Origin of the sequence: Microbacterium lacus (genome assembly GCF_044794305.1) — a bacterium.
Lineage (GTDB): Bacteria > Actinomycetota > Actinomycetes > Actinomycetales > Microbacteriaceae > Microbacterium > Microbacterium lacus_B.
This window is the reverse complement of record NZ_CP084996.1, coordinates 723,724-745,053: the sequence shown is the minus strand read 5'-3', so window position 1 is coordinate 745,053 and position 21,330 is coordinate 723,724. Positions and strand designations below refer to the sequence as shown.

General features: G+C 67.0%; 19 protein-coding genes. 8 read left to right on the top strand and 11 right to left on the bottom strand.

What is annotated here, in order from left to right:
- Nucleotides 1–5: 5 nt before the first annotated feature.
- A complete protein-coding gene (locus tag LG299_RS03700) occupies nucleotides 6–179 on the top strand; it encodes a DUF3117 domain-containing protein (RefSeq protein ID WP_404433623.1) in 174 nt (57 codons plus the stop codon).
- 69 nt (nucleotides 180–248) lie between these two features.
- On the opposite strand, the gene LG299_RS03695 is transcribed toward LG299_RS03700, so the two are convergent.
- Nucleotides 249–884 (bottom strand): O-methyltransferase, encoded by a 636-nt coding sequence (locus LG299_RS03695; protein WP_404433622.1) that lies wholly within the window; start codon nucleotides 882–884, stop codon nucleotides 249–251.
- A gap of 74 nt (nucleotides 885–958) precedes the next feature.
- Here LG299_RS03695 and LG299_RS03690 point away from each other — a divergent pair, with 74 nt between their 5' ends.
- The gene (locus LG299_RS03690) at nucleotides 959–1,336 is read left to right on the top strand and encodes a Sec-independent protein translocase TatB (protein WP_404433621.1); all 378 of its coding nucleotides are present in this window, start codon (nucleotides 959–961) and stop codon (nucleotides 1,334–1,336) included.
- Between the two features lie 11 nt (nucleotides 1,337–1,347).
- Here LG299_RS03690 and LG299_RS03685 read toward each other — a convergent pair whose 3' ends face one another.
- From LG299_RS03685 to LG299_RS03675, 3 genes are read right to left on the bottom strand one after another with little or no spacing between them, the layout of a single operon-like run.
- Nucleotides 1,348–2,502, bottom strand: a complete 1,155-nt coding sequence (locus tag LG299_RS03685; protein ID WP_404433620.1) for an Mrp/NBP35 family ATP-binding protein — start codon at nucleotides 2,500–2,502, stop codon at nucleotides 1,348–1,350.
- Nucleotides 2,499–3,014, bottom strand: coding sequence for a DUF1003 domain-containing protein (locus LG299_RS03680; protein WP_404433619.1), 516 nt, complete (start codon nucleotides 3,012–3,014; stop codon nucleotides 2,499–2,501). Before LG299_RS03680 ends, LG299_RS03685 begins: the two co-directional genes overlap by 4 nt.
- On the bottom strand, nucleotides 3,014–4,285 hold the full coding sequence (locus tag LG299_RS03675; protein WP_404433618.1) for a magnesium transporter MgtE N-terminal domain-containing protein: 1,272 nt from the start codon (nucleotides 4,283–4,285) through the stop codon (nucleotides 3,014–3,016). Before LG299_RS03675 ends, LG299_RS03680 begins: the two co-directional genes overlap by 1 nt.
- 40 nt (nucleotides 4,286–4,325) lie before the next feature.
- On the opposite strand from LG299_RS03675, the gene LG299_RS03670 reads away from it, so the two are divergent.
- Together LG299_RS03670 and LG299_RS03665 are read left to right on the top strand one after the other, a co-directional pair.
- Nucleotides 4,326–5,003 (top strand): general stress protein, encoded by a 678-nt coding sequence (locus LG299_RS03670; protein ID WP_404433617.1) that lies wholly within the window; start codon nucleotides 4,326–4,328, stop codon nucleotides 5,001–5,003.
- Nucleotides 5,003–5,674: an alpha/beta family hydrolase gene (locus LG299_RS03665; protein ID WP_404433616.1), complete on the top strand. Its 672-nt coding sequence runs from the start codon at nucleotides 5,003–5,005 to the stop codon at nucleotides 5,672–5,674. The genes LG299_RS03670 and LG299_RS03665 overlap by 1 nt, the downstream gene beginning before the upstream one ends.
- On the opposite strand, the gene LG299_RS03660 is transcribed toward LG299_RS03665, so the two are convergent.
- From LG299_RS03660 to LG299_RS03650, 3 genes are read right to left on the bottom strand one after another with little or no spacing between them, the layout of a single operon-like run.
- Complete coding sequence (locus tag LG299_RS03660) at nucleotides 5,675–7,477, bottom strand: gamma-glutamyltransferase family protein (RefSeq protein ID WP_404433615.1); 1,803 nt, start codon at nucleotides 7,475–7,477, stop codon at nucleotides 5,675–5,677. It lies immediately after the preceding gene.
- Nucleotides 7,474–8,895, bottom strand: a complete 1,422-nt coding sequence (locus LG299_RS03655; RefSeq protein WP_404433614.1) for an aminopeptidase P family protein — start codon at nucleotides 8,893–8,895, stop codon at nucleotides 7,474–7,476. Before LG299_RS03655 ends, LG299_RS03660 begins: the two co-directional genes overlap by 4 nt.
- 19 nt (nucleotides 8,896–8,914) lie before the next feature.
- Nucleotides 8,915–9,940 (bottom strand): endonuclease/exonuclease/phosphatase family protein, encoded by a 1,026-nt coding sequence (locus tag LG299_RS03650; protein ID WP_404433613.1) that lies wholly within the window; start codon nucleotides 9,938–9,940, stop codon nucleotides 8,915–8,917.
- Between the two features lie 113 nt (nucleotides 9,941–10,053).
- Between LG299_RS03650 and LG299_RS03645 the strand changes: the two genes are divergently transcribed.
- Complete coding sequence (locus LG299_RS03645; RefSeq protein ID WP_404433612.1) at nucleotides 10,054–10,917, top strand: PHP domain-containing protein; 864 nt, start codon at nucleotides 10,054–10,056, stop codon at nucleotides 10,915–10,917.
- Between the two features lie 35 nt (nucleotides 10,918–10,952).
- Here LG299_RS03645 and LG299_RS03640 read toward each other — a convergent pair whose 3' ends face one another.
- Nucleotides 10,953–11,399: an SHOCT domain-containing protein gene (locus LG299_RS03640; RefSeq protein ID WP_404433611.1), complete on the bottom strand. Its 447-nt coding sequence runs from the start codon at nucleotides 11,397–11,399 to the stop codon at nucleotides 10,953–10,955.
- Between the two features lie 64 nt (nucleotides 11,400–11,463).
- The gene (locus LG299_RS03635) at nucleotides 11,464–12,936 is read right to left on the bottom strand and encodes a DEAD/DEAH box helicase (protein ID WP_404433610.1); all 1,473 of its coding nucleotides are present in this window, start codon (nucleotides 12,934–12,936) and stop codon (nucleotides 11,464–11,466) included.
- A gap of 153 nt (nucleotides 12,937–13,089) precedes the next feature.
- On the opposite strand from LG299_RS03635, the gene LG299_RS03630 reads away from it, so the two are divergent.
- A complete protein-coding gene (locus LG299_RS03630) occupies nucleotides 13,090–13,806 on the top strand; it encodes a ferritin-like fold-containing protein (RefSeq protein WP_404433609.1) in 717 nt (238 codons plus the stop codon).
- 3 nt (nucleotides 13,807–13,809) lie between these two features.
- Here LG299_RS03630 and LG299_RS03625 read toward each other — a convergent pair whose 3' ends face one another.
- Nucleotides 13,810–14,100 carry a hypothetical protein gene (locus LG299_RS03625; RefSeq protein ID WP_404433608.1) on the bottom strand — a complete coding sequence of 97 codons (291 nt, stop codon included), beginning with the start codon at nucleotides 14,098–14,100 and terminating at the stop codon, nucleotides 13,810–13,812.
- A 31-nt stretch (nucleotides 14,101–14,131) separates the two neighbouring features.
- Nucleotides 14,132–14,356: a DUF3107 domain-containing protein gene (locus tag LG299_RS03620; protein WP_404433606.1), complete on the bottom strand. Its 225-nt coding sequence runs from the start codon at nucleotides 14,354–14,356 to the stop codon at nucleotides 14,132–14,134.
- Between the two features lie 134 nt (nucleotides 14,357–14,490).
- Between LG299_RS03620 and LG299_RS03615 the strand changes: the two genes are divergently transcribed.
- Both LG299_RS03615 and LG299_RS03610 read left to right on the top strand, forming a co-directional pair.
- Nucleotides 14,491–17,739: a PD-(D/E)XK nuclease family protein gene (locus LG299_RS03615; RefSeq protein WP_404433604.1), complete on the top strand. Its 3,249-nt coding sequence runs from the start codon at nucleotides 14,491–14,493 to the stop codon at nucleotides 17,737–17,739.
- Complete coding sequence (locus tag LG299_RS03610) at nucleotides 17,736–21,164, top strand: UvrD-helicase domain-containing protein (protein WP_404433602.1); 3,429 nt, start codon at nucleotides 17,736–17,738, stop codon at nucleotides 21,162–21,164. Before LG299_RS03615 ends, LG299_RS03610 begins: the two co-directional genes overlap by 4 nt.
- Nucleotides 21,165–21,330 lie beyond the last annotated feature (166 nt).

The window sequence follows — 21,330 nt, the reverse complement described above, 5'->3', positions numbered from 1 at the left end:
CCGTTATGGCAGCCATGAAGCCGAGAACCGGAGACGGGCCGATGGAGGCCGTCAAGGAAGGCCGACTCATCATCGTTCGTGTTCCGCTCGAAGGTGGCGGACGCCTCGTAGTTTCAGTGAACGACGCCGAGGCGAAAGAACTCCACGGAGTGCTCAGCGGGGTCGTGAACCCCGCTTGATCACTGCGATCGCGCACAACGGCTGGTCTTCGGACCGGCCGTTCTGCGTGTAGGCGGTGCGCAACTCGTTCAGTCCGCGACGATGGTCGTGAGTTGCAGAAGGCCTTCGGCAACGGTGTTCAAGGCGCCGATGACTGCCGGTGAACCCTGCGTCTCTTGGATGAGTGATCGGTACGCGCTGGTGACGGCATCGCGACGCACGGGGTCGGCGACGGCGCCGCCGGCGAGCACACGTGGAACGAGCACGGTCCCGCCGGGCCGAACCAGGCGCAGACCGTGTTCGACATACTCGATCACGCCCTCGGGGTCGGCGTCGACGAGAACGATGTCGTAGGACGCTTCGTTCATCCGGGGAAGTACTTCTGATGCGCGGCCGGTGATGAATCGTGCGCGTGCTGCGGGGATGCGCGCCTCGGCGAAAGCCTGGCGGGCCGCGCCCAGATGCTCGGGCTCGTTGTCGATCGTGGTCAGAGTAGCCTTCGGCGCCCCGTGGAGCAACCACAGCCCGGATACACCCGCGCCGGTGCCGATCTCGACGATATTCAGCGCGCGGGAAGCCGCGGCAATCACCGCGCACTGCGCCCCGACACCCGGGCTGATCGGCGTCGCGCCGAGCTCCAGCGCGTGCGCTCGTGCGCGCGCGATTTCGTCGGGTTCGACCGTTGCCTCCGCCGCAAACCGCTGGTTTGCATCCTGCTCGCTCATTGTCGGTGCCTCCGCGGTCAGCATATGTCGATCAGGTGGGCGGAACGAGCAGGCGCGACGGGTAATCTGGGGTCATGTTCTTCGGCATCACCATCGAGAAGGTGTTGCTTGTCGCGCTCATCGCAGGGTTGATCATCGGTCCTGAGCGATTGCCCAGGTATGCCGAGGCCTTCTCTGGGTGGGTCAAGCGTTCCCGTGACTGGGTCACGAACGCCAAAACACGCGTACGTGACGAAATGGGCGAGGACTTCAATGACGTCGATTGGCGCACACTCGACCCGCGACAGTACGATCCGCGGCGGATCATCCGCGAAGCGCTGCTGGACGACGCGCCGGTTCAGCCGGTGAAGCCCTCGCGGCCGCTCGTGGCGACTCCGCCGGTGGCACCGGCATCCGTTCCCTCGCCGTTCCGGGCGGGCGAGCGGCCCCCGTTCGATCCCGAAGCCACCTGACCACTGCGCCCTCAGCTCGGGCGGACGTTCAACGGCTTGCCTGACAAACCTCGCGGTTCACGGGCGATGCGTGCTGCCAGCTCGAGGATGACAGTTGACGCGGGGTCGTCTGGATGCTGCAGCACGGCGGGCACTCCGGCGTCGGCGTCCTGCCGCAGGGCGGTCGACAGCGGGATCGAGCCCAGCAGTTCGACGGGCGAGTCACCATTCGACAAAGAATTCGCGACAGCCGCGCCACCGCCGGATCCGAAGAGCTCGAGGACCGAGCCATCCGGAAGCAGCATCGCTGCCATGTTCTCGATGACGCCGATGACTCGTTGGCCCGTTTGGCGCGCAACGGTGCCGCTGCGGATCGCGACATCGGATGCCGATGACTGAGGAGTGGTGATCACCAGCACGTCGGCATTGGGCAGCAGTTGCCCGACAGAGATCGCGATGTCACCGGTGCCCGGAGGCATATCCAGGAGGAGCACATCGAGGTCGCCGAAGAACACATCGGTGAGGAACTGCTGGACGGTGCGGTGCAGCATCGGTCCTCGCCAGGCGACCGCGCCGAGCGTACCGTCACCGTCGCCGCGCTGGAGGAACATTCCGATCGAGATGACCTTCACCCCGTGCGCGACCGGCGGCAGCATGAGGTCATCGATCCGCGTCGGCTGCGGCACCGTGCCGTCGGGGGCGACGAGACCGAGGAGTGCCGGTATCGAGAAGCCGTGCACATCGGCGTCGACGAGGCCCACCGATAGTCCGCGCGCCGCTAGGGCGACAGCGAGGTTCGCGGTGACGGTCGACTTGCCGACACCGCCCTTGCCACTGGTCACGGCGATGACGCGGGTGAGGGTGCCAGGGCCGAAGGGCATCTCACGTGCGGGCCGCCCACCGCGGAGCTTCTCGGTCAGCACCTGTCGCTCGGCAGGGGTCATCACGCCCACTTCGAGACGCACTTCGTCGATTCCGGACACGGATGCTGCGGCCGCCCGCACTTCGGACGAGATGCGCTCCGCGGCGGGGCAACCCACGATCGTCAGCACGATGCCGACGACGGCGAGCGACCCGTCGACGTCGATCTCGCGCACCATGTCGAGGTCAGCCAGCGGCAGACGCAACTCGGGGTCGACGACCGCGCCGACGGCGCGGCGCACCGCCGCGATCCTCGGAGAAGTCATGCGTGCGATCCGCCCGGCTGGTCGAGCTTTTCGAGCGCCGCCTTCAATTCGGCACGGAGGAGGTCTTTCGTGAGGGCCTCGTTCTGCGCGTCGGTGACGGCCATGCGCAGGGCAACGATCTCTCGGGCAAGGTATTCGGTGTCGGCGAGATTGCGTTCGGCGCGCTGGCGATCCTGCTCGATCTGCACCCGGTCGCGGTCATCCTGTCGGTTCTGCGCGAGGAGGATCAGGGGCGCGGCGTACGACGCCTGAAGCGAGAGAATCAGCGTCAGCAGCGTGAAGTTGGTCGCGCGCGGGTCGAACTGCAGTGCCACGGGGGCGAGCGAGTTCCACAACAACCACACCGCGACGAACACGGTCATGCCGATGAGGAAGCCGGACGTACCCATGCCGCGCGCGAAGGCCTCGGAGAACCGCCCGAACCGGTCGCTGGAGGGTTGCGGGTTGCGACTGAGCATGCCAGAGCGGCCGCGCGGAGCATCCAACGAGGGCTGTCTGGTGTTGCGTGCCATCATCGCCTCCCGGGTGCGGTCGTTGCGGGCTCTTCGTCACCGTCGTGCGAACGCCAGTCCTCGGGCAGGAGGTAGTCCAGCACGTCGTCGACTGAGACCGCGCCGACGAGGCGCCGCGCCGGGTCAACGACAGGGAGCGAAACGAGGTTGTAGCTGGCGAGCATGCGCGCGACATCGGCTGCCGACGCGGTCGCCGGCACCGGGTCGAGCGTGTCATCGATGATCGCGCCGAGTCGTTCGTGCGGGGGATAGCGCAGCATCCGTTGAAAGTGGACGGTCCCGAGGAGCCTGCCCGTTGGGGTCTCATACGGCGGGAGGGTCACGAAGACCGCCGCCGCAAGTGCCGGGTGGAGTTCATGGCGACGGATGAGGGCGAGCGCCTCGGCAACGGTGGCGTCCGCTGACAGCACGATCGGCTCGGGCGTCATGAGCCCACCGGCGGTGTCGGGACTGTACTTCAGAAGGGCGCGGACATCTTCTGCCTCGTCGGGCTCCATGAGATCGAGAAGCTCTTCGCGCTGCTCCTCTGTGAGCTGGGCCAAGACGTCGGCGGCATCATCGGGTTCCATTGCATCGAGGATGTCGGCGGCCCGCTCATCGCCGAGCGACTCGAGGATGTGGACCTGGTCGTCTTCGGGCATCTCTTCGAGTGCATCGGCAAGGCGGTCGTCGGAGAGTTCGTCGACAACCTCGAAAAGGCGCTCTTCGGGCAGGTCGAGAAGGGTGTTGGCGAGGTCGGCCGCCTTGAGCTCGGAGTAACTGGCCACCAGTTGTTCGGCGGACTGCGCCTGACCGGGATTGGCGTTTTCGCGTACTTCGTTCCAGGCGGCGAACGTCGTCGGACCCTTGGCGAACGGTGACGCGCTCGTCTTGGGTTTGCGCAGGAAGAGTTGCCCGATGTCCCACTCGCCGAGGCGATTGCGTTCGATGGCCACGTCTTCGATCTCGGCACCACCCGAGCCGTCGGTGAAGAAGACGCGGCGCCCGATCATTTCGGCCAGGACCCGCACTTCACCGCCGCGCTGCTGGAACCTGCGCACGTTGATGAGCCCGGTGGTGATGACTTGCCCGGTGGCGATGGAAGTCACGCGCCCGATCGAGACGAACACGTGCCGGCGGCCCGGGATTTCAACCATGAGACCAATGACGCGGGGAGGGTCGTCTTTTCGGTAGATCACCACGACGTCTCTCACCTTGCCCAGGCGATCGCCGGCGGGGTCGAAAACGGCGCACCCTGAAAGGCGCGCGACGAAGACCCTTTGCGTGCTCACACGTCTCAGCGTAGCCCCGCCCGCGTGGGAGAATGGGGACATGACCATGATGGGCGGACGCTTCACGCAGGGACCCGACGATGTCGGCCAGTCGGTCGCGGACTTTCCGTCGTACGAACGGGCGCAGAAGGCCGTTTCCACACTGATCGCCGCCGACGTACCTGCTCGGCAGATCGCGATCGTCGGCAAAGGATTGCGCTCTGTGGAGCGTGTCACGGGCCGCCTCGGCTATGCCGCCGCGGCGCGTTCGGGTGCCGTGAACGGAATCTTGCTCGGTCTTCTCTTCTCGGCCATCTTGGTGATCGGGACGCCGTCGGTACCCATTCAGGCTTTCGTGGGCGTGCTCTTCGTCGGAATCGCGATCGGCATGCTGATGAGCCTCATCACCTACACGATCGTTCGCCGCCGCCGCGACTTCGCGTCGGTCACCCAGGTCGTGGCCGACCACTACGAGGTCACCGTCGCCGCGGGGAATGCTGCCCGCGCACGACAGATTCTGGGTGCTTCTGCCTCCGCGCCGGTCGTTCCCGCTGAGGTGCCGTCCACAGAGGCAACGCCGGTGTCCGCTCCGGATGCACGGCCTACGCCCCCGGAGCGGGAGGTGGAGCCGCCGCGGTACGGAGAGCGCGTGCCCCCTGTGGCCGTCGATCCGACCCCCGAGCCCGTCGACGAGCCAGATACGCACATCGTCGAGACCCCGGCGACCTCGGAACGCTGATGCCCGCCGAGACCGAGCATCGGCTTTCGGTCGCGCTCCCGGCGGGAGCCGCCGAAGTGTCGGCTGCTCACGGTGTGCCAGACGATGCGTGGGCTACTCTCGCGATCGCGCACGGCGCGGGAGCCGGGTACGCCCACCCCTTCCTGCTGGGCTTCGCGCGCGGAATGCGCGCGGAGGGCGTTGCGACGCTCCGCTTCAACTTCCCCTACATCGAGGCAGGACGACGGATGCCGGGGCCCGCCGCGCATGCGACCTCGACGTGGGCTGCTGTCGCTGAATTCGCCGAAGCCGCTGGCGTCCCGTTCTTCGCGTCCGGTAAGTCGTACGGCGGCCGGATGGCGTCGATGGCGGCTGCGGAGAGCGTCATTGCGCCCGCAGGCCTGATCTACCTGGGCTACCCGCTGCATCCGCCCGGAGACCCGACCAAGGCGCGAACGGCGCACCTGCCGGACGTCACGCCGCCACAACTCTTCGTTGAGGGGACCAACGACCCGTTCATCGACCCGCATTCGCAGTTGGTCGAGGCGGTCGAGTCGTGCCGTGCCGCAGAGATCGCGTGGATCGACGGCGGCGGACACTCCTTCGAGGTCAAGGGCCGCAAGCGTCCCGCAGATGAGATCGGCGCGGAACTTGCCCCGCTCGTAGCCGCCTGGATGCGCGCGCAGGCGTAGCTACCGGCCTGCGGCGTACCCCTGCATGCCGCGCGGGTTCGCCGCCGCCCAGAGCGTGCCGGTCGAGGCATCCTGACCCACCGCCGACACACGTCCGAGCGACCACTCGCCCGCTCGAACGACCGCGTGACCGCGACGCTCGAGTGCCGCGATGACGTCATCACCCAGGCGATCCTCCACGACCACGCCAGCTGGATCCCAGGTGCGCGGCCAGAACGAGTCGATGAGTGCGGTCGTGTGCAGGCTGGGGGCGTCGATGGCCTCCTGGGCGGTGTAGCCACCCGCGAGCATGCGCACCAGCACAGGGAGCTGCCACTGTTCCTGTTGATCGCCGCCGGGTGTGCCCAAAGCGATCACCGCTCGCCCATCGCGCAGAACCAGCGTCGGCGTCAACGTCGTGCGTGGGCGTGTGCCCGGAATCAGCGCGGACGGGGACGAGGCATCCAGCCAGGTCATCTGCAGGCGTGTGCCCAGGCAGAATCCGAGCTCGGGAATCGTCGGCGACGACTGTAGCCAACCGCCGGACGGCGTGACCGAGACGATGTTGCCCCACCGATCGACGACGTCGATGTGGCAGGTGTCACCGCGTGTGTGACCAGAGCGATCCACCGTAGGATCTCCCGCGGTCGCAGCGAGCGCGGTGCCATCGGGGCGGCGCAGCGGTGGGAAGAACGCGAGAACACCGTCGAGCGCGGCGGGCCTCCACTCGAGCGAAGCATCTTCGCCGATCTCCCGGCGACGTGACTCGATGACCGCGTCGGCAAGGAGGACGGATGCGTCGAACCCCTCGCCGAAGTAGGCATCCCGATCGGCGAGGACGAGCTTGAGCGTCTCGATCGTGAGGTGGGCGCCGCGCTCGGTGGACGGGTCGATTTCGTCATCACCGAAGCCCTCGAGAATTCGCAGCGCTTCCAGTAGGGCAGGACCCTGAGTCCATGCGCCCGCCTTGGCGACGGTGTGGCCGCGGAAATCCGCGGTCATCGCGGTTTCGTAGCTCGCGTAGAAGCCGGCGAAGTCCGTCGGGGTGATGACAGCCGCGTGGTCGCCTCCGGTGGAGTGCCGGTGCGGCTGTGCGAGGAACGCGGATGCCGCGTGCGCGACGATCCCGGTCCGCCATTCATGCCGGGCTGCATCGATCCGCGCGGCGCGTCCGATCGGCCCGTCGTCCCGCACTCGGCACGACGCGTGTACGAGCGAGTCCAGGACATCGGCGTAGGCGGAGTTGCGCACCAGCGATCCGGCGACGGGCAGGACACCCTCGGGCATCCACAGTGCCGCGGAGGACGGCCAGTAGTCGCGGAACAGGTCGGCGACGCGCGCGATGGATGCTGCCGCCTGGGGGAGCAGCGGAATCCCTGTGCGTGCGTACCCGATGGCGTAGTTGAGCACGTCGCCCAGTTCCCACGTGCCGTGATCGCGCAGCAGCACGAGCCAGGCATCCACCGCACCGGGCACGGCTGCGGCGAGACCGCCCGCTCCTGGAACGATATCGAGCCCCTCCGCCTGAAAATGCTCGATGGACGCCCCCGCTGGCGCCGGACCTTGGCCCATCAGCACAACGGGAGTCCCCGGCTCATCGGCAGTCGCGAAGATGCCCACGAGGTCGCCACCCGGGCCGTTCAGGTGCGGCTCTGCGAGGTGCAGAACGAACCCACCTGCGACGACGGCATCGAACGCGTTACCGCCGCGTTCGAGCACGGCCTGTGAGGTCGCGGTGGCGATCCAATGCGTGGATGCCGACATCCCGAACGTGCCTGACAGCGTCGGTCGTGTCGTGAAGGACGGGGGAGAGGTGAAGGTCACGACGCGAAACGCGCGACCCAGGCCTCGACCTCGTCGGCCGAGCGGGGAATGCTCGCCGAGAGGTTCTCCGGCCCGTCGGCGGTGAGCAGGATGTCGTCCTCGATGCGCACGCCGATGCCGCGGTATTCCTCCGGCACGGTGAGGTCGTCGACCTGGAAGTACAGACCGGGCTCGATCGTGAAGACCATGCCCGCCTCGAGCGTGCCGCCGGCATAGAGCTCGCGACGCGCCTGGGCGCAGTCGTGGACGTCGATGCCGAGGTGGTGGCTCGTGCCGTGCACCATGTAGCGGCGGTGGTGGTGCCCGGTCTCGGGGTTCATCGACTCTTCAGCGCTGACGGGCAGGATGCCCCATTCGGCTGTGCGAGCGGCGATGACCTCCCACGCTGCCTTGTTGAGGTCACTGAACTTCGCTCCTGGCTGTGCGGCGGCGAACGCCGCGTCCGCGGCTTCGCGAACCGCCTCGTAGACGCGTCGCTGAACGTCCGTGAAGGTGCCGCTGACCGGAATCGTGCGGGTGATGTCGGCGGTGTAGAGGCTGTCGACCTCGACGCCCGCGTCGATGAGGATCAGGTCGCCGGGACGCACTGCGCCGTCGTTGCGGGTCCAGTGCAGATAGCAGGCATGGGGACCGGATGCGGCGATCGTGTCGTAGCCCACGGTATTGCCGTCGCTCCGGGCACGGCGGTGGAAGACACCTTCGACGATGCGCTCGCCGCGGGGGTGTTCGATGATGGCGGGAAGGTTGGCGATGATGTCGTCGAAGCCGTCCGCGGTGACATCCACGGCGAGCTGAAGCTGCGCCTTCTCGTAGTCGTCTTTGATGAGGCGCAGTTCTGAGACGAACTGGGTGAGCTTCTCGTCGACACCGACGACGAAGTCGTCCTCGCTCGCGACGAAGTCGTCGATGTGCGCGGTCGCCAGCCCGAGATCGGAAGCGACTCCGCCGAGGGCGGACCGCGGTCCGATCCAGAACTCGCCGATCGAGGCATCCGAATAGAACTCGCTCGTCGTGCGATCCGCGCGTTCACGGAAATACAGCGTGACGTTGTGGCCCGATTCGGTCGGGTCGAACACGAGCGCCGCGTCGGGCTCGGCATCCGACGCCCAACCGGTCAGATGCGCGAAGGCGGAGTGCGCGCGGAAGGGGTAGTCGGTGTCGTTGCTGCGCTGCTTGAGCCCGCCCGCTTCAATCACCAGGCGCTTGCCCGGGAACGCCGCCGATACCGATGCGCGACGTGAGGCTGCGAACGGTGCCTGCTCGCGCGGGGCGGGCATCGTTTCGGCTCGGTCTGCCCAACCGGTCGAAATGCTATCGAGAAATCCCTGGCCGAACGACTGGCGTCGATTGGTGCTCGAGGTCGTCGGGGCGGACTCTTGCTCTGTCGCGATCGTGTCGCTGTCAGCTGCGGTGCTCATACGAGCATTCTTCCACGCGCTACTGAGTGCCGGCAGGCTCCAGCTGGACGATCAGCGGCCGGTGGTCGCTCCCCGAGCCGTCCATCGACCGGAGAACGAGCGATCCGGTGGGCTTCCATGCGGTCGAGGCCATGACGTGATCGATGGGTGCTCCGGCAAGGGCGGGAATCTCCGTCGTCCACGTGCCGACGGCGCCGTTTCCGGTCTCGACGGCGGCATCGTGGCAGAGGCCCAGATCGCCGCCGTCGACGCCCAGTCCGCCGAAGTGGTCGAGTGTGGCGTTGAAGTCTCCGGCAAGAATCACGCCAGCGTCGGCGCACTGGTCTGCCAGCCACTGGAGGTCGTCTCGCCAGAACTTCATGTACGCCGGACGCGGCGCCACGGCGTGCACGGCGACGACGATCGGACCCACGCCCGAGGTCGGCATCGCAACGGCGCTCGGAACGGTCGAGGTGTTGCTCGTGCCGTCCTGCGACGATTCGATGACGGAGTAGTTGCCGAGATCGGGTGAGATCAGCAGAGTGGTGGAGCGCGCGTCCCACCCGTCCTCTCCGTACTCGGCGTGGTGAGCCCACATGCGGTGCCCGAGATCGCGCATCGCGAGAGCGACCTGTTCGCCGGTCTCGATCGTGGTTTCGGGGAGAGTCACGATGTCGGCATCCATCGCCACAGCAATTTGCGCCACCGTTTCTGGCGATGTCGCCGACCCTGCGGTGTTCCACGTCATGACACGGATGCTTCCCTCTGTCTTGTCGGGGAGCGTCTCTGTGCCCAGGCCCCGCGTGGCGAGAATCACGCCGTTCGAACCGGCAGCAATGAGAGCGATCAGCGCCAGTGACAGGGCGAATGCGCGCAACGGGCGCACGATGGCAAGCAGGAGCGCGAGGATCGCGGCGATGGCGAATGCGACCGCGAGCAACCCTCGAAACGAGATGATCTGGGCGATCGGAAAGTAGCGATCGACCCGGAAGAAGCCAGGGAACGTGAGCACGGCTGCCGCGATGGCGCAGAGCACAGTGAAGAGAATCCCGAGGAGGCGAAGCACGCCGCGACTCTATGTCAGCAGTCTGAGAAATCTCGGCACGCGGGAGCGATTGAGCGGGCATATTTCGCGACAGATGCCGCGCCCCGCATGCACGACCGCGTTACGCTCAAAGGGTGCAGGGGACGCGTCGATTCGAGGGACCGAGTGACCTGCACCTGCACTCGGATCACTCCGACGGAACCGAGCCCCCGGCGCAGGTCATGGCCGCGGCACATCGATATGGTCTGCGGACGGCCGCACTGACCGACCACGACACCACTTCGGGGTGGGCCGAGGCCGCTGATGCGGCGGTGTCGCTCGGCATGACCTTTGTGCCGGGGATGGAGCTCTCGGCCAAAGAAGAGTGGCGCAGCGTGCACGTTCTGGGCTACCTGTTCGACCCGGACGACGCGGCTCTGCGGCAAATGACCGACAGAATTCGCCTGTCGCGCCTGGACCGAGCGCGGACGATGGCCGACCGGATCTCGCACGACTTCGACCTGGACTGGGATGACATCGTCGCTCAGACAGCGGATGGAGCAACTGTGGGCCGCCCGCACATCGCCGATGCGCTGATCGCTCGAGGACACGTGCAGGATCGGGCCGAGGCATTCTCGGGCATCCTGAGTCCTCGGGGCAATTACTACATCGCGCTGTTCGCGCCCGACCCCGTCACGGCGGTTCGGCTCATCAGCGAAGCGGGCGGTGTGGCGATCATCGCTCACCCCGCCGGTCGCGCCGGTCTGCTGCCGAACCCACTGATGGTGAGGATGCTGGGCGCCGGTCTGGCGGGGTTCGAACTCGGTCACCGCGAGAATCTCGACGCCGGGGTGCGCACTCTTCGCCGGCTCTGCAGCGAGAACGACCTCATCGTCACAGGGTCCAGCGATTATCACGGTGCAGGCAAACCCAATCTTCCGGGTGAGAACACGACTGACGACGACATGGTGAGCCGCATCATCGACCGTGCAACGGGAAGCGCCCCGGTCTATCCCTGAGGGAAGACCGAGGCGCTACTCGTTGAGATGTCGAATCAGGCGAGGGCCTTGGCCTTCAGCTGGTCGAACTCAGCCTGGCTGATCGCGCCCGAGTCCAGCAAAGACTTCGCCTTGGCGATGTCTTCTGCGGGGGACGAGGAGCCAGCAACGGACTTGATGTAGTCGTCCTGAGCGTGGCGCATCTGCTGTGCCGCTTCGGCACTGCGCTCGGCCATGCTGCCGCCGCGGGCGATCAGGTAGACAAGTGCGGTGATGAAGGGGAAGAAGATGAGCAAGACGATCCATAGCGCCTTCCAGCCTCCGGCGAGCTTCCGGTCGCGGAAGATGTCGCCGATGATCGAGAAGAGCACCATCAGATACGCAAAGAAGATGAACACTGCCAGGAACCACCAGATGATGTCCCAGAAGGATCCCCAGAATCCCTGATATTCGACAGATGTAGTTACTGCATCAATAAGTCGCACGTTCGGCCTTTCAAACATTGGTCGATGCGGGAGGCACCGAGATCACACTAGACCCTCGGCTACAACGCCTGCGGCAGCGTCACTAGGACGGGGTAGGCGTGCCGTCGGGGCGCGATCCTCCACGACGGCGGCGACGGCGCCGGGGCGCCGCGTTTCCGTCGTGGTGCTCTTTGCCGCCACCGTCGTGCGTTCCCGCTCCGTCGGCAGCATCGTTCGCACCGTGCTCTGCGGGAACCGTGGGTGCGGCATTGCGCTCGGCGCCGGTCGATGTGCTCGTGCCCGGACGACGCCGTTGGCGGGAGCGTCCAGAACCTGCGGCGCTCGCGGGGGCGGTGGCATTCTGCGTCTTGACCGTCTGCGTGCGCGGCGCGGTGACCAGGCGACCCTTGGTCCCCGTGGGGATGTCGAGGTCGGTGAACAGGTGCGGGCTCGACGAGTATGTCTCGACGGGCTCGGGCTGACCGAACTCGAGGGCACGGTTGATGAGGGCCCACTTGTGCAGGTCGTCCCAGTCGACGAAGGTGACGGCGATGCCTGTCTTTCCCGCGCGACCGGTGCGGCCGGCGCGGTGGAGGTAGGTCTTCTCGTCGTCGGGAATCGTGTGGTTGATCACGTGGGTCACGTCATCGACGTCGATTCCGCGGGCCGCGACGTCGGTCGCGATCAGCACGTCCTTCTTGCCGGCCTTGAAGGCGGCCATCGAACGCTCGCGGGACTCTTGGCTCATGTCACCGTGCACCGACGCGGTGTTGAAGCCGCGATCGCCGAGCTCATCTGAGAGACGCTGAGCTGCGCGCTTGGTGCGGGTGAAGACGACGGTCTTACCGCGACCCTCGGACTGCAGGATGCGGGCGATGACCTCGTCCTTGTCGAGCGAATGCGCGCGATAGACCAGGTGCTTGATGTTCGCCTGAGTCAGACCCTCATCCGGGTCGGTTGCGCGGATGTGGATCGGGTTCGTCATGAACCGCCGCGCGAGGGCGACGATCGGCCCGGGCATCGTCGCGGAGAAGAGTTGGGTGTGCCGGATGGCGGGAACCTTTTGGAAGATCTTCTCGATGTCGGGAAGGAAGCCGAGGTCGAGCATCTTGTCGGCCTCATCGAGCACGACCTCGGTCGCGTGGGAGAGATCGAGCAGACGCTGGTTGTTGAGGTCGATGAGTCGCCCGGGGGTGCCGACGACGATCTGCGCGCCGGCCTTGAGCTGGTCGATCTGACCTTCGTATGCCTTGCCGCCGTAAATGGCCACCACGCTGGTTGACCGACCACGGGTCAGCATGTCGATGTCTTCGTAGACCTGCACGCAGAGCTCGCGCGTGGGGACGACGATGAGGGCCTTCACGCCGTGCTCGGGGTCGGGACCCAGACGCTGGACGACGGGGATGCCGAATCCGAATGTCTTACCGGTACCGGTCTTGGCCTGCCCGATGATGTCTTGACCGGGGAGTCCGAGCGGAATCGTCTGTTCTTGAATGGGGAAGGCATCGATGATGCCCTTCGCCGCGAGAACATCCACGATGTCCTGATCGACGCCGAGCTCGGCGAAGGTCGTCACGATGAGTGCCTGTCTGGCGGTGAGAAGCCGCCGGGTGTGAAAAGGTCCACGCCTCTTCACTCAGCCACAGGCGCGGGGCCCCGATCCATCGCCGGGGCATTCCTTAGGATACCGGCCTCGTCGTGGTGGCGCCCACGGCCGTAGTCTGGTGGCGTGGTGAATTGGTTCTGGCAGAGACGTCGACCCTCCGGTGGTGTACTCGCTCTGCGGTCGCGGGGTGACCTCGGCGATACCACCCGGGTGGATTTCGAAGAGCTCGCGCCCGACATCAACACATTCCTCGGCCAAGCGGCCTATCTGCAGCTGGGTTTCTTCGAGACGCTGAGCGAATTGATTGCTCTCACGCCGGAGCTCGCTCAGAAGGAGTCCCTCTCGAAAGCCGCGGGCGCAGCGCTACGCAAGCACGAAGAACTCGTCGGGGTCATCCGCGAGCGCGGTGATGACCCGACGACGCTCATGCTCCCGTTCCGTGAGCCGTTGGACGCGTTCCGCCGGGCGACGCACGGGGTGCGGCCGCAAGAAACGATGCTGTCCGTGCACATCACCGCAGGCATGCTCGATGACTTCTACCTGACACTCGCATCCAGCTACGGCGACACGGGGCGGCGCGTTGCGCGGATTCTCGGCACCGACGACGATCGCCAAGCCATTGTCGAGATCATCGCCGAAACGATCGCCAGCGACATCGAATGGAAGTCACTTCTGGCGATGTGGGGAAGGCGATTGGTAGGCGACACACTGCTCATCGCCCGCGCGGCGCTCCGGCCGACGGAGTTGCGGCTCGCCGACGAAGAGAAGGTCGAGCCGGTGTTCACTGAGTTGATGGCGGCCCACTCGCGTCGCATGGACGCGATGGGCCTGGCCGCCTAGACCTCAGCCGATCTTCAGTCGGACGCGCTCTTCTTCGTCATGGGTGAGCCGGCGGCGGCTGATCAGCACCAGCAAGGGCCACGTCACCACGACCGGCACCACGAACGCCGAGAGCCAGAGGAGCGGATTCTCGAGCCCGACTCCTGCCCACGTCAGGATCATCCAGACCAAAGCGGCGGAGGCCGCGCCGACGAGCGGAGCGATCGCCGCGCCGCGGAGGGCGCGGTGCGGAATCAGGAACTCGAGAGCAAGGCCGATCGCAGCGCCGATGACGAGCGCGAGAAGTATCTGCACGGGAGTGTCGAATCGTGGTGCGTCGCGCGTGTCAGGCTACGAAGCCGACGCGTCGGGACTCTTCGGTGCCGAGCTCGATGTAAGCGAGGCTTGCCGTCGGAACGATGTAGGCGTTGCCCTTGGTGTCGCTGAACGAGAGGTGAGTGGCGCCCGAGTCCAGCGCTCCGCCGACGGACTTCTTCACGGCGTCGGCCGCTTCGTTGGTCTCAAAATTGAGCTCGCGTCCGGTGTTCGCGATGCCGATTCGGATCTCCACGTGACTGCCTTTCTCACACAGCGCCGGGTGCCCTGGCGCATGGCAACTCTACGACACGGCGCGAAGGCCCCTGCCCGCACGAGCCACGCTGTCGGCGAACGCGGGTGTCGGGATGGCGCGCTACGTTCGATGACATGCTCCCGCCCGCACCGCGCGCATCCGGCCTCGTCCTCGACGAGCGTCAGCGCGCGCTCACCGACCTCGCGCCCGATGTCTCGGGAGTCGTTCTCGGAGCCCCCGGAACAGGCAAGACGACTGCTCTTGTGGCGCGCGTGGGTTCGCTCCTCATCGCGGGTATGGGCGCCGATGAGCTGATGGTTCTCACGCCGACGCGACAGACTGCGACTGCGCTGCGCGACCGCTTGGGTTCCGGGTTCGACCTCGCCACACCCGGCCCTCTCGCGCGCTCGACCGCATCCTTCGCGTTTCAGCTGGTGCGCTCTGCGTCGGTCACCGCGAAGGCACCTCTTCCGCAACTTCTGACAGCCGGCGACCAGGACCGCATCATCGCTGAACTGCTCGCGGGTGATGAGGAGGATGCCGCGACGGGCCACGACCGCTGGCCCGAAGGGCTGGGTGCTCCCGTACGTCGCTCGCGCGCGTTCAGGGCAGAACTACGCGCGCTTTACGCGCTCTGCGCAGAGCTGGGACTGTCTTCCGCCGAACTCGCACAGCTCGCCAGCTCGCAAGATCGCCCGATCTGGGCGGCGGCGGCATCCTTCTTCGACGACTACCGGTACGCCACGGCAAGATTGCGGCCGGCCCATCGGGACCCCGCCGAACTCGTTCGTGAGGCGGCCGGTCTGCTGGCCGAAGCATCCGCCAACGTCATCGGCCCGGCAGCTGGCTTGCGGGTGATCCTGGTCGACGACGCACAAGAGCTCACTCGCGGCGGGATTGCGCTGTTGCGGGCCGCGCGGGCGCGTGGCATCGCGGTTGTGGCGTTCGGTGACCCCGACATCGGATCAGGGTCTTTTCGCGGTGCCAGCGCTGACCTCTTCGACGAGCTTTCGACCGCTCTCGGGGTGGTCGCCGTGCTCGACGAGCCTCACCGCGCGGCGGCGCCGCTCACGCGATTGACCAGAACCGTCACGGCATCCATCGGCGCGAGCGGGCGGGTCGAGCATCGGCGAGCCCCGTTGCCGCCCGATGAAGACGAAGAGCGCGTGATCGAAGTCCTTCACTCGGCTTCGCCGTTCGAAGAGGCTGACGCGATCGCGCGCGCGCTGCGACGCTGGCACGTGATGGATGGAATCGCGTGGGATCACCTCGCAGTGATCGCCCACGACACGCGGCAGGTTGCGCGCCTCGAGGCCGAACTCGCGGCGCGCGAGGTGCCAACACGTGCGGCCAGCATTCCGCGGCCGCTCGGAGCCGAGCCTGTCGTCCGAGATCTGGTGACGCTGATCGCCCTGGGGATCGCACCCGCCGCAGAACGTGATCCCGACGCGCTCGCCGACGCGCTCATCACGCCTTTCGGCGGAATGGATGCGGTGGCCCTCCGCCGCATCCGCGCCCGATTGCGTGTCGCCGAGATCTCCCACGGTGGCACGCGCCCCGCGCGCACTCTCCTGGCGGAGGCCCTCGCCGAACCCGCCCAGCTTGCCCTCATCGATGCCCCCGAGGCGCGGCGGGCCGAACGGTTGGCCGTGACACTTCAGCGGGTACACGACGAAGCCGAGCGCGGTGCGACGATCCACGAACTCTTGTGGATCGCGTGGGAGCGGTCGGGACTCGAACGCGCGTGGACGCGCCAAGCGGCGGGATCCGGTTCTGTGGCTGAGGATGCGTCGCGTGGGCTGGATGCGCTGGTCGCTCTGTTCGGTGCGGCAAAGCGATCGGTGGAACGGATCGCCGAGGGTTCCCCTTCGGACGGTCCTGCGCGATTCATCCGCGACGTCCTCGACACAGAGGTACCCGAAGACCACTTGAGCGCGCCCGAACGTCCCGGCGCGGTGTCACTACTCACCCCCGCGGCGGCTCTCGGCACCGAGTTCGAAGCCGTGGTGATCGCCGGAGTACAGGACGCCGTATGGCCGAACACGCGGCTTCGCGGAGGACTCCTCGACGCCTGGCGCCTCGCCGACGACGTCGCGGCGTGGCGCGTCGGCGGATCTGCAGCGGACCCCGCCGTGCTCGATCGGCGGCGCGGCGTACTCCATGAAGAACTTCGGCTCTTCGTGCGGGCGGTCTCACGCGCTCGCTCGCGGTTGCTCGTCACCGCGGTCGATGACGACGATCTCGGCCCGAGCGGCCTCTTCGCATATCTTCCGGAACCCGAGGTCGACGAGAGCGCCGGTGCGGGTCATCCGCTCACCCTCCGTGGGCTGGTCGCGCTGCATCGACGCACCCTGACGTCATCGACAGATGAGCAGGAGCGCGCGCACGCGGCGGGGCAGATTGCTCTGCTCGCCGACGCCGGTGTTGCCGGTGCGCGTCCAGAGCAGTGGTACGGCGTGATCGCGCCGTCCAGCGACGGACCCCTGCACGATCTGGATCGTGCACCGGTGCGCGTGTCGCCGTCGCGGCTCGAGGGGTTCGAGGCGTGCGGCCTCGACTGGGCGATCCGCACGCTCGGCGGCGACTCGCGGTCGTTCTCGGCAGGGCTGGGCACGATTTTGCATGCGGCGATGGAAGAGGCTCCCGGCGGAGCGATCGATGATCTGCAGCGCATCGTCGATGGGCGATGGGGCGAGCTGCAGTTCGAGGCACCGTGGCTCGAGCGCCAAGAACACGCGTGGGCGCAGCGCCTGGTACGACGACTCCATGTCTACCTCGATCGGTTCCAGCGCGAGGAGGGCGAGGCCATCGGAGCCGAAGCACGCTTCCAGCTGGCGGTCGAACTGCCCGACGATCCCGAGGTCGAGCCGCGTCTGTGGGGGAGTGAACCAGCGGGTGGCGGCGCGCCGCCCCCGGGTCGGCGTGCCGTCCTCAGCGGTTCGATAGACAGGGTCGAGGTGTATCCGGCCCGCCGCGGCGAAGAAGTACCGTTCGCCGAAGGTGACAGGAAGCGCGTCGTGGTGGTCGACCTCAAGACCGGCCGAAGTGAATCGAGGGTGTCGGCCGAGAAGGTTCGAGAAGATGCGCAGCTTTCGGCGTACCAGCTTGCGGTCGAATCCGGCCTGATCGAGGGCGTCGTCGGCACTGAGAATGCGGGTGCGCGCCTTCTTGTGCTCTCCAAGACGCTGAAGAACACCGACTATCGCATTGCGCACCAGGCGCCGTTGACGCCCGAGCAACGCACGGCGTTCGTGCAACGGATCGCTGCCGATGCGCGGGGCATGGCCGCAGCATCCTTCATCGCGAACATCGACGCGCATTGCACCGACGACAGGTTCGCCGTGTGCCGGCTGCACACCGTCAAGGCGGTGAGCGCTTCGTGAGCGGACTCCTCGCGTGGCCGCGCGAGAGCGAGCTCTCTGCTCTGGTGCTCGCGGCTGCCCTGGGCCTTCCTGCGCCGACCGCAGATCAGCGGGCCGTCATCGAGTCGGCACCCGCGCCCGCCCTGGTGATCGCCGGTGCCGGGAGCGGCAAGACCGAGACCATGGCCGGACGCGTGGTCTGGCTGGTGGCCAACCAACACGTCCGCAGAGACGAAATACTGGGGCTTACCTTCACGCGCAAGGCAGCCGGAGAGCTCGCGGAGAGGATCGACGCGCGGCTTGCACGGTTCGACGAGTACGCGCGTCGCGGGCTTGCACGCCATCTGCCCGCGCTGGCCGAATCGGGCGAGCTCGAGGGCATGTGGCACCGCATCGAGATCCTTCCTGAGCGGATGCGTCGAGTCTCTTTCGCCGCTGCGCTTGATCGCATGGCGCAGGATCGCCGAGCCGTTGCGCCCGTCGATGCGAACACCATCGGCGAAGACCTCCTCCTGCGCCCGCGGGTGTCGACCTACAACGCTTTTGCCGATGGGATCGTGCGCGAACACGCCGCGCGCATCGGGCGCGACACGGAAGCCTCACTACTCAGCCAGTCCGGATCGTGGCTGATGGCGCGCCGCGCGGTGATCACTTCCCTCGATGAGAGGCTCGCCGAACGCGAAGACCGCTTCGGCACGGTGGTCGATGCCGTTCAGCGGCTGGCCGGTGAGGTGCTCGACAACCGCGCGGATCTCGAAACTGTTGCCGCGTTCGGAGCGAGCGCCGCCGACGCCGTGCAGCCGCTCAAAAATCCCGCCCTTGCGTCGCCCGGTGACATCGAGAAGTTCCACACCGCGATGGGCGGACTTCCCATCCTCACCGGCCTTGTCGAGGACTACACCCGTGCGAAGACCGCGCAGAATGCCCTCGATTTTGCAGATCAGGTCGCGGGGGCGCTCGAGATCGTGACTGTCGCCCCCGAGGTCTCCCGCGAGTTGCGCGAGCAGTACCGCGCAGTTCTCCTCGACGAGTATCAAGACACGTCGGTGCTGCAGACGCAGTTGCTGGCGGCGATCTTCGCAGACACAGCGGTGATGGCTGTCGGCGATCCGCATCAGTCGATCTACGGGTGGCGCGGTGCCAGCGCCGACAACCTCGCGGCCTTTCCTCGCGTCTTCTCGTCCGGGGCTGGGTGCGAGCGGTTCGCTCTGATGGTCAGTTGGCGAAACGACGCGCAGATTCTGGATGCCGCGAACGCCCTGATCGCGGGGGCTGGGCCGAATGCGGTCGAGGTGCCTCCGCTGGCCCCTCGACCGGGTGCCGCCGTAGGCAGGGTGCAGCGCACCTTCGCGTCCACCATCGAGGACGAAGCGGGCGTTGTCGCGGATTGGTTCGAGAGCGTGCGTTCGGAACACACCGGCGCCGCTGCGCATTCCGGTGCCATTCTGTTTCGCGCCAAGCGACACATGACCGTGTTCGCCGATGCGCTCGCGGCACGAGGCATCCCTCACCGCATTCTGGGTCTCGGCGGTCTCCTCTCGACCCCCGAGGTCGTCGATGTGGTCGCGGCTCTGCGCGTGATCAGCGACCCGGCTCAGGGGTCGTCGCTCATCCGCTTGCTCGTAGGCCCGAGATTCGGTGTGGGCGTGGCAGACATGGCCGCACTGCATGAACTCGCGAAGACGCTGACTCAACGCGACGAGTCGTATGCGCGGCTACCGGATGCCGTGATCCAACGCCTTCGCGGGTCCGTGGGTCCCGATGAGCAAGTATCCATCGTCGACGCCGTAGACGTGGTGCGGTCGCTTCCCGACAGCTATGGCCTGTTGTCCGGATTCAGTCGTGAGGGGGTGCGACGCCTCACCGAGGCAGGTGCGGCCTTCGAACGTTTGCGCGCGGGTGTCGGCCAACCGATCCCCGACCTGATCCGCTCCATCGAGCTTGAACTGGGACTGGACGTCGAACTGGCGGCGAACGAGAGTCGCGGGCCTGCGCGGCTCGCCTCGGCGCAGTTGCGTTCCTTCGTCGACGAGATCCGCACCTTCCTCGCCTCCGACGAACGGGGATCGGTGGGGAGCCTGCTGGCTTGGCTCGATCACGCCGAAGAGACCGATGAACTCATGCCCCGCCCCGAGCCGCCCGAGCCCGGAGTTGTGCAGTTGCTCACGATTCACGGCGCGAAGGGCCTCGAGTGGGACGCCGTGGCGGTGGTGCGTCTCGTTCAGGAGGAACTCCCGAAGCGACCTCGCACGACGCTCGGCTGGCTCGGCTTCGGCGTTCTGCCGTACGCCTTTCGTGGCGACCGCGACGCGCTCCCCGGGCTGGACTGGGACCCCGCGGCTCCGGGCGATCGCCCGACGCTGGCCAAAGCCATCGCAGCCTTCAAAGCGGCGAACCGAGCCCATCAAGAGAAGGAAGAACGGCGATTGGCGTATGTCGCCGTCACGCGTGCCCGACATGACCTTATGCTCACGGGGTCGCAGTGGGGCGGGCAACGCGATGCGCGAAAGCCGAGCGTGTACCTCGATGAGATCGTCGAGACGCTCGGGCTTGCTCCGGTGGTCGTGGACGATTCCGGAGAGAATCCTTACGAGAGCCGCCTGGGTGCCACCCTGCAGTGGCCGCTCGACCCGCTGGGTTCGCGCGGCAACCGGGTACGCGCGGCCGCCGCGCTGGTCACGGCGCGCATGGATGATCCCGTTCGCGATGCCCCGACCGAAGAACTTCGCCGCCTGCTGCTCGAAAGAGACGCGCGAGCACGAGGGGTGGAGCGTGACGCGCCACCGCGGGTTGCGGCATCCCGCTTCAAAGATTTCGTCACCGACTACGGGCGCACCGTCGACGCAATCTCTCGCCCGGTGCCCGAGCGCCCCTACCGACAGACCCGGCTGGGCACCCTGTTCCACGCGTGGGTCGAGCAGCGCTCGGGACTCGCGGGTCGGGGCACCTCCCTGGACGAAGGACTCTGGGAGGCCGACGACGACGACATCGTCGCGACCGAGGCCTCGACTGCGGATGCGGCCGAGCTCGAGCGTCTGAGCGAGATCTTCCTCGCCTCGGAGTGGGCAGAACTCGCCCCCATCGAAGTGGAAACCGAGATCGATATCACTCTGACCGGCGCCGAGTCGCTCGGGACGATCGTGTGCAAGCTCGACGCGGTCTACCTCCGCGACGGTCGAATCGAGATCGTCGATTGGAAGACCGGGCGCGCACCGACGTCAGCGAAGGCGAAGGAAGAGCGGATGCTGCAGCTCGCGCTGTATCGCCTCGCTTATCACAAGCGGCACGGTGTGCCGCTGCAGCACATCGACGTCGCGCTCTATTACGTGTCGGACGACCTCGTTGTGCGGTCAGAAGACGTCTCGTCGGAGGCAGAATTGGCCCAGCGTTGGAACGCCGCGCGCGAGGCGCGCTCTGCCTCGCGTTCGTCGTCCGTGCCGAGCTGATCGACCGCGCTCGCTGACGCAGCCGACTCCGAGGCGAAACCGGGGAGGACGATCGGCGCCGTGGAGGTGTCGTCGTCGGTGAAGTCCGTGCTCGCCGTGCTCGCCGCTCTCACCTCAGCGGCCGTGCCGTCCGAGGCCTCGCTGTCGTCTGAGTCTGCGTCCTCCG

Coding starts and splice junctions, on each gene's coding strand:
- LG299_RS03700 (WP_404433623.1), top strand. CDS start 6: ATGGCAGCCATGAAGCCGAGAACCGGAGACGGGCCGATGGAGGCCGTC.
- LG299_RS03695 (WP_404433622.1), bottom strand. CDS start 884: ATGAGCGAGCAGGATGCAAACCAGCGGTTTGCGGCGGAGGCAACGGTC.
- LG299_RS03690 (WP_404433621.1), top strand. CDS start 959: ATGTTCTTCGGCATCACCATCGAGAAGGTGTTGCTTGTCGCGCTCATC.
- LG299_RS03685 (WP_404433620.1), bottom strand. CDS start 2,502: ATGACTTCTCCGAGGATCGCGGCGGTGCGCCGCGCCGTCGGCGCGGTC.
- LG299_RS03680 (WP_404433619.1), bottom strand. CDS start 3,014: ATGGCACGCAACACCAGACAGCCCTCGTTGGATGCTCCGCGCGGCCGC.
- LG299_RS03670 (WP_404433617.1), top strand. CDS start 4,326: ATGACCATGATGGGCGGACGCTTCACGCAGGGACCCGACGATGTCGGC.
- LG299_RS03665 (WP_404433616.1), top strand. CDS start 5,003: ATGCCCGCCGAGACCGAGCATCGGCTTTCGGTCGCGCTCCCGGCGGGA.
- LG299_RS03655 (WP_404433614.1), bottom strand. CDS start 8,895: ATGAGCACCGCAGCTGACAGCGACACGATCGCGACAGAGCAAGAGTCC.
- LG299_RS03640 (WP_404433611.1), bottom strand. CDS start 11,399: ATGTTTGAAAGGCCGAACGTGCGACTTATTGATGCAGTAACTACATCT.
- LG299_RS03615 (WP_404433604.1), top strand. CDS start 14,491: ATGCTCCCGCCCGCACCGCGCGCATCCGGCCTCGTCCTCGACGAGCGT.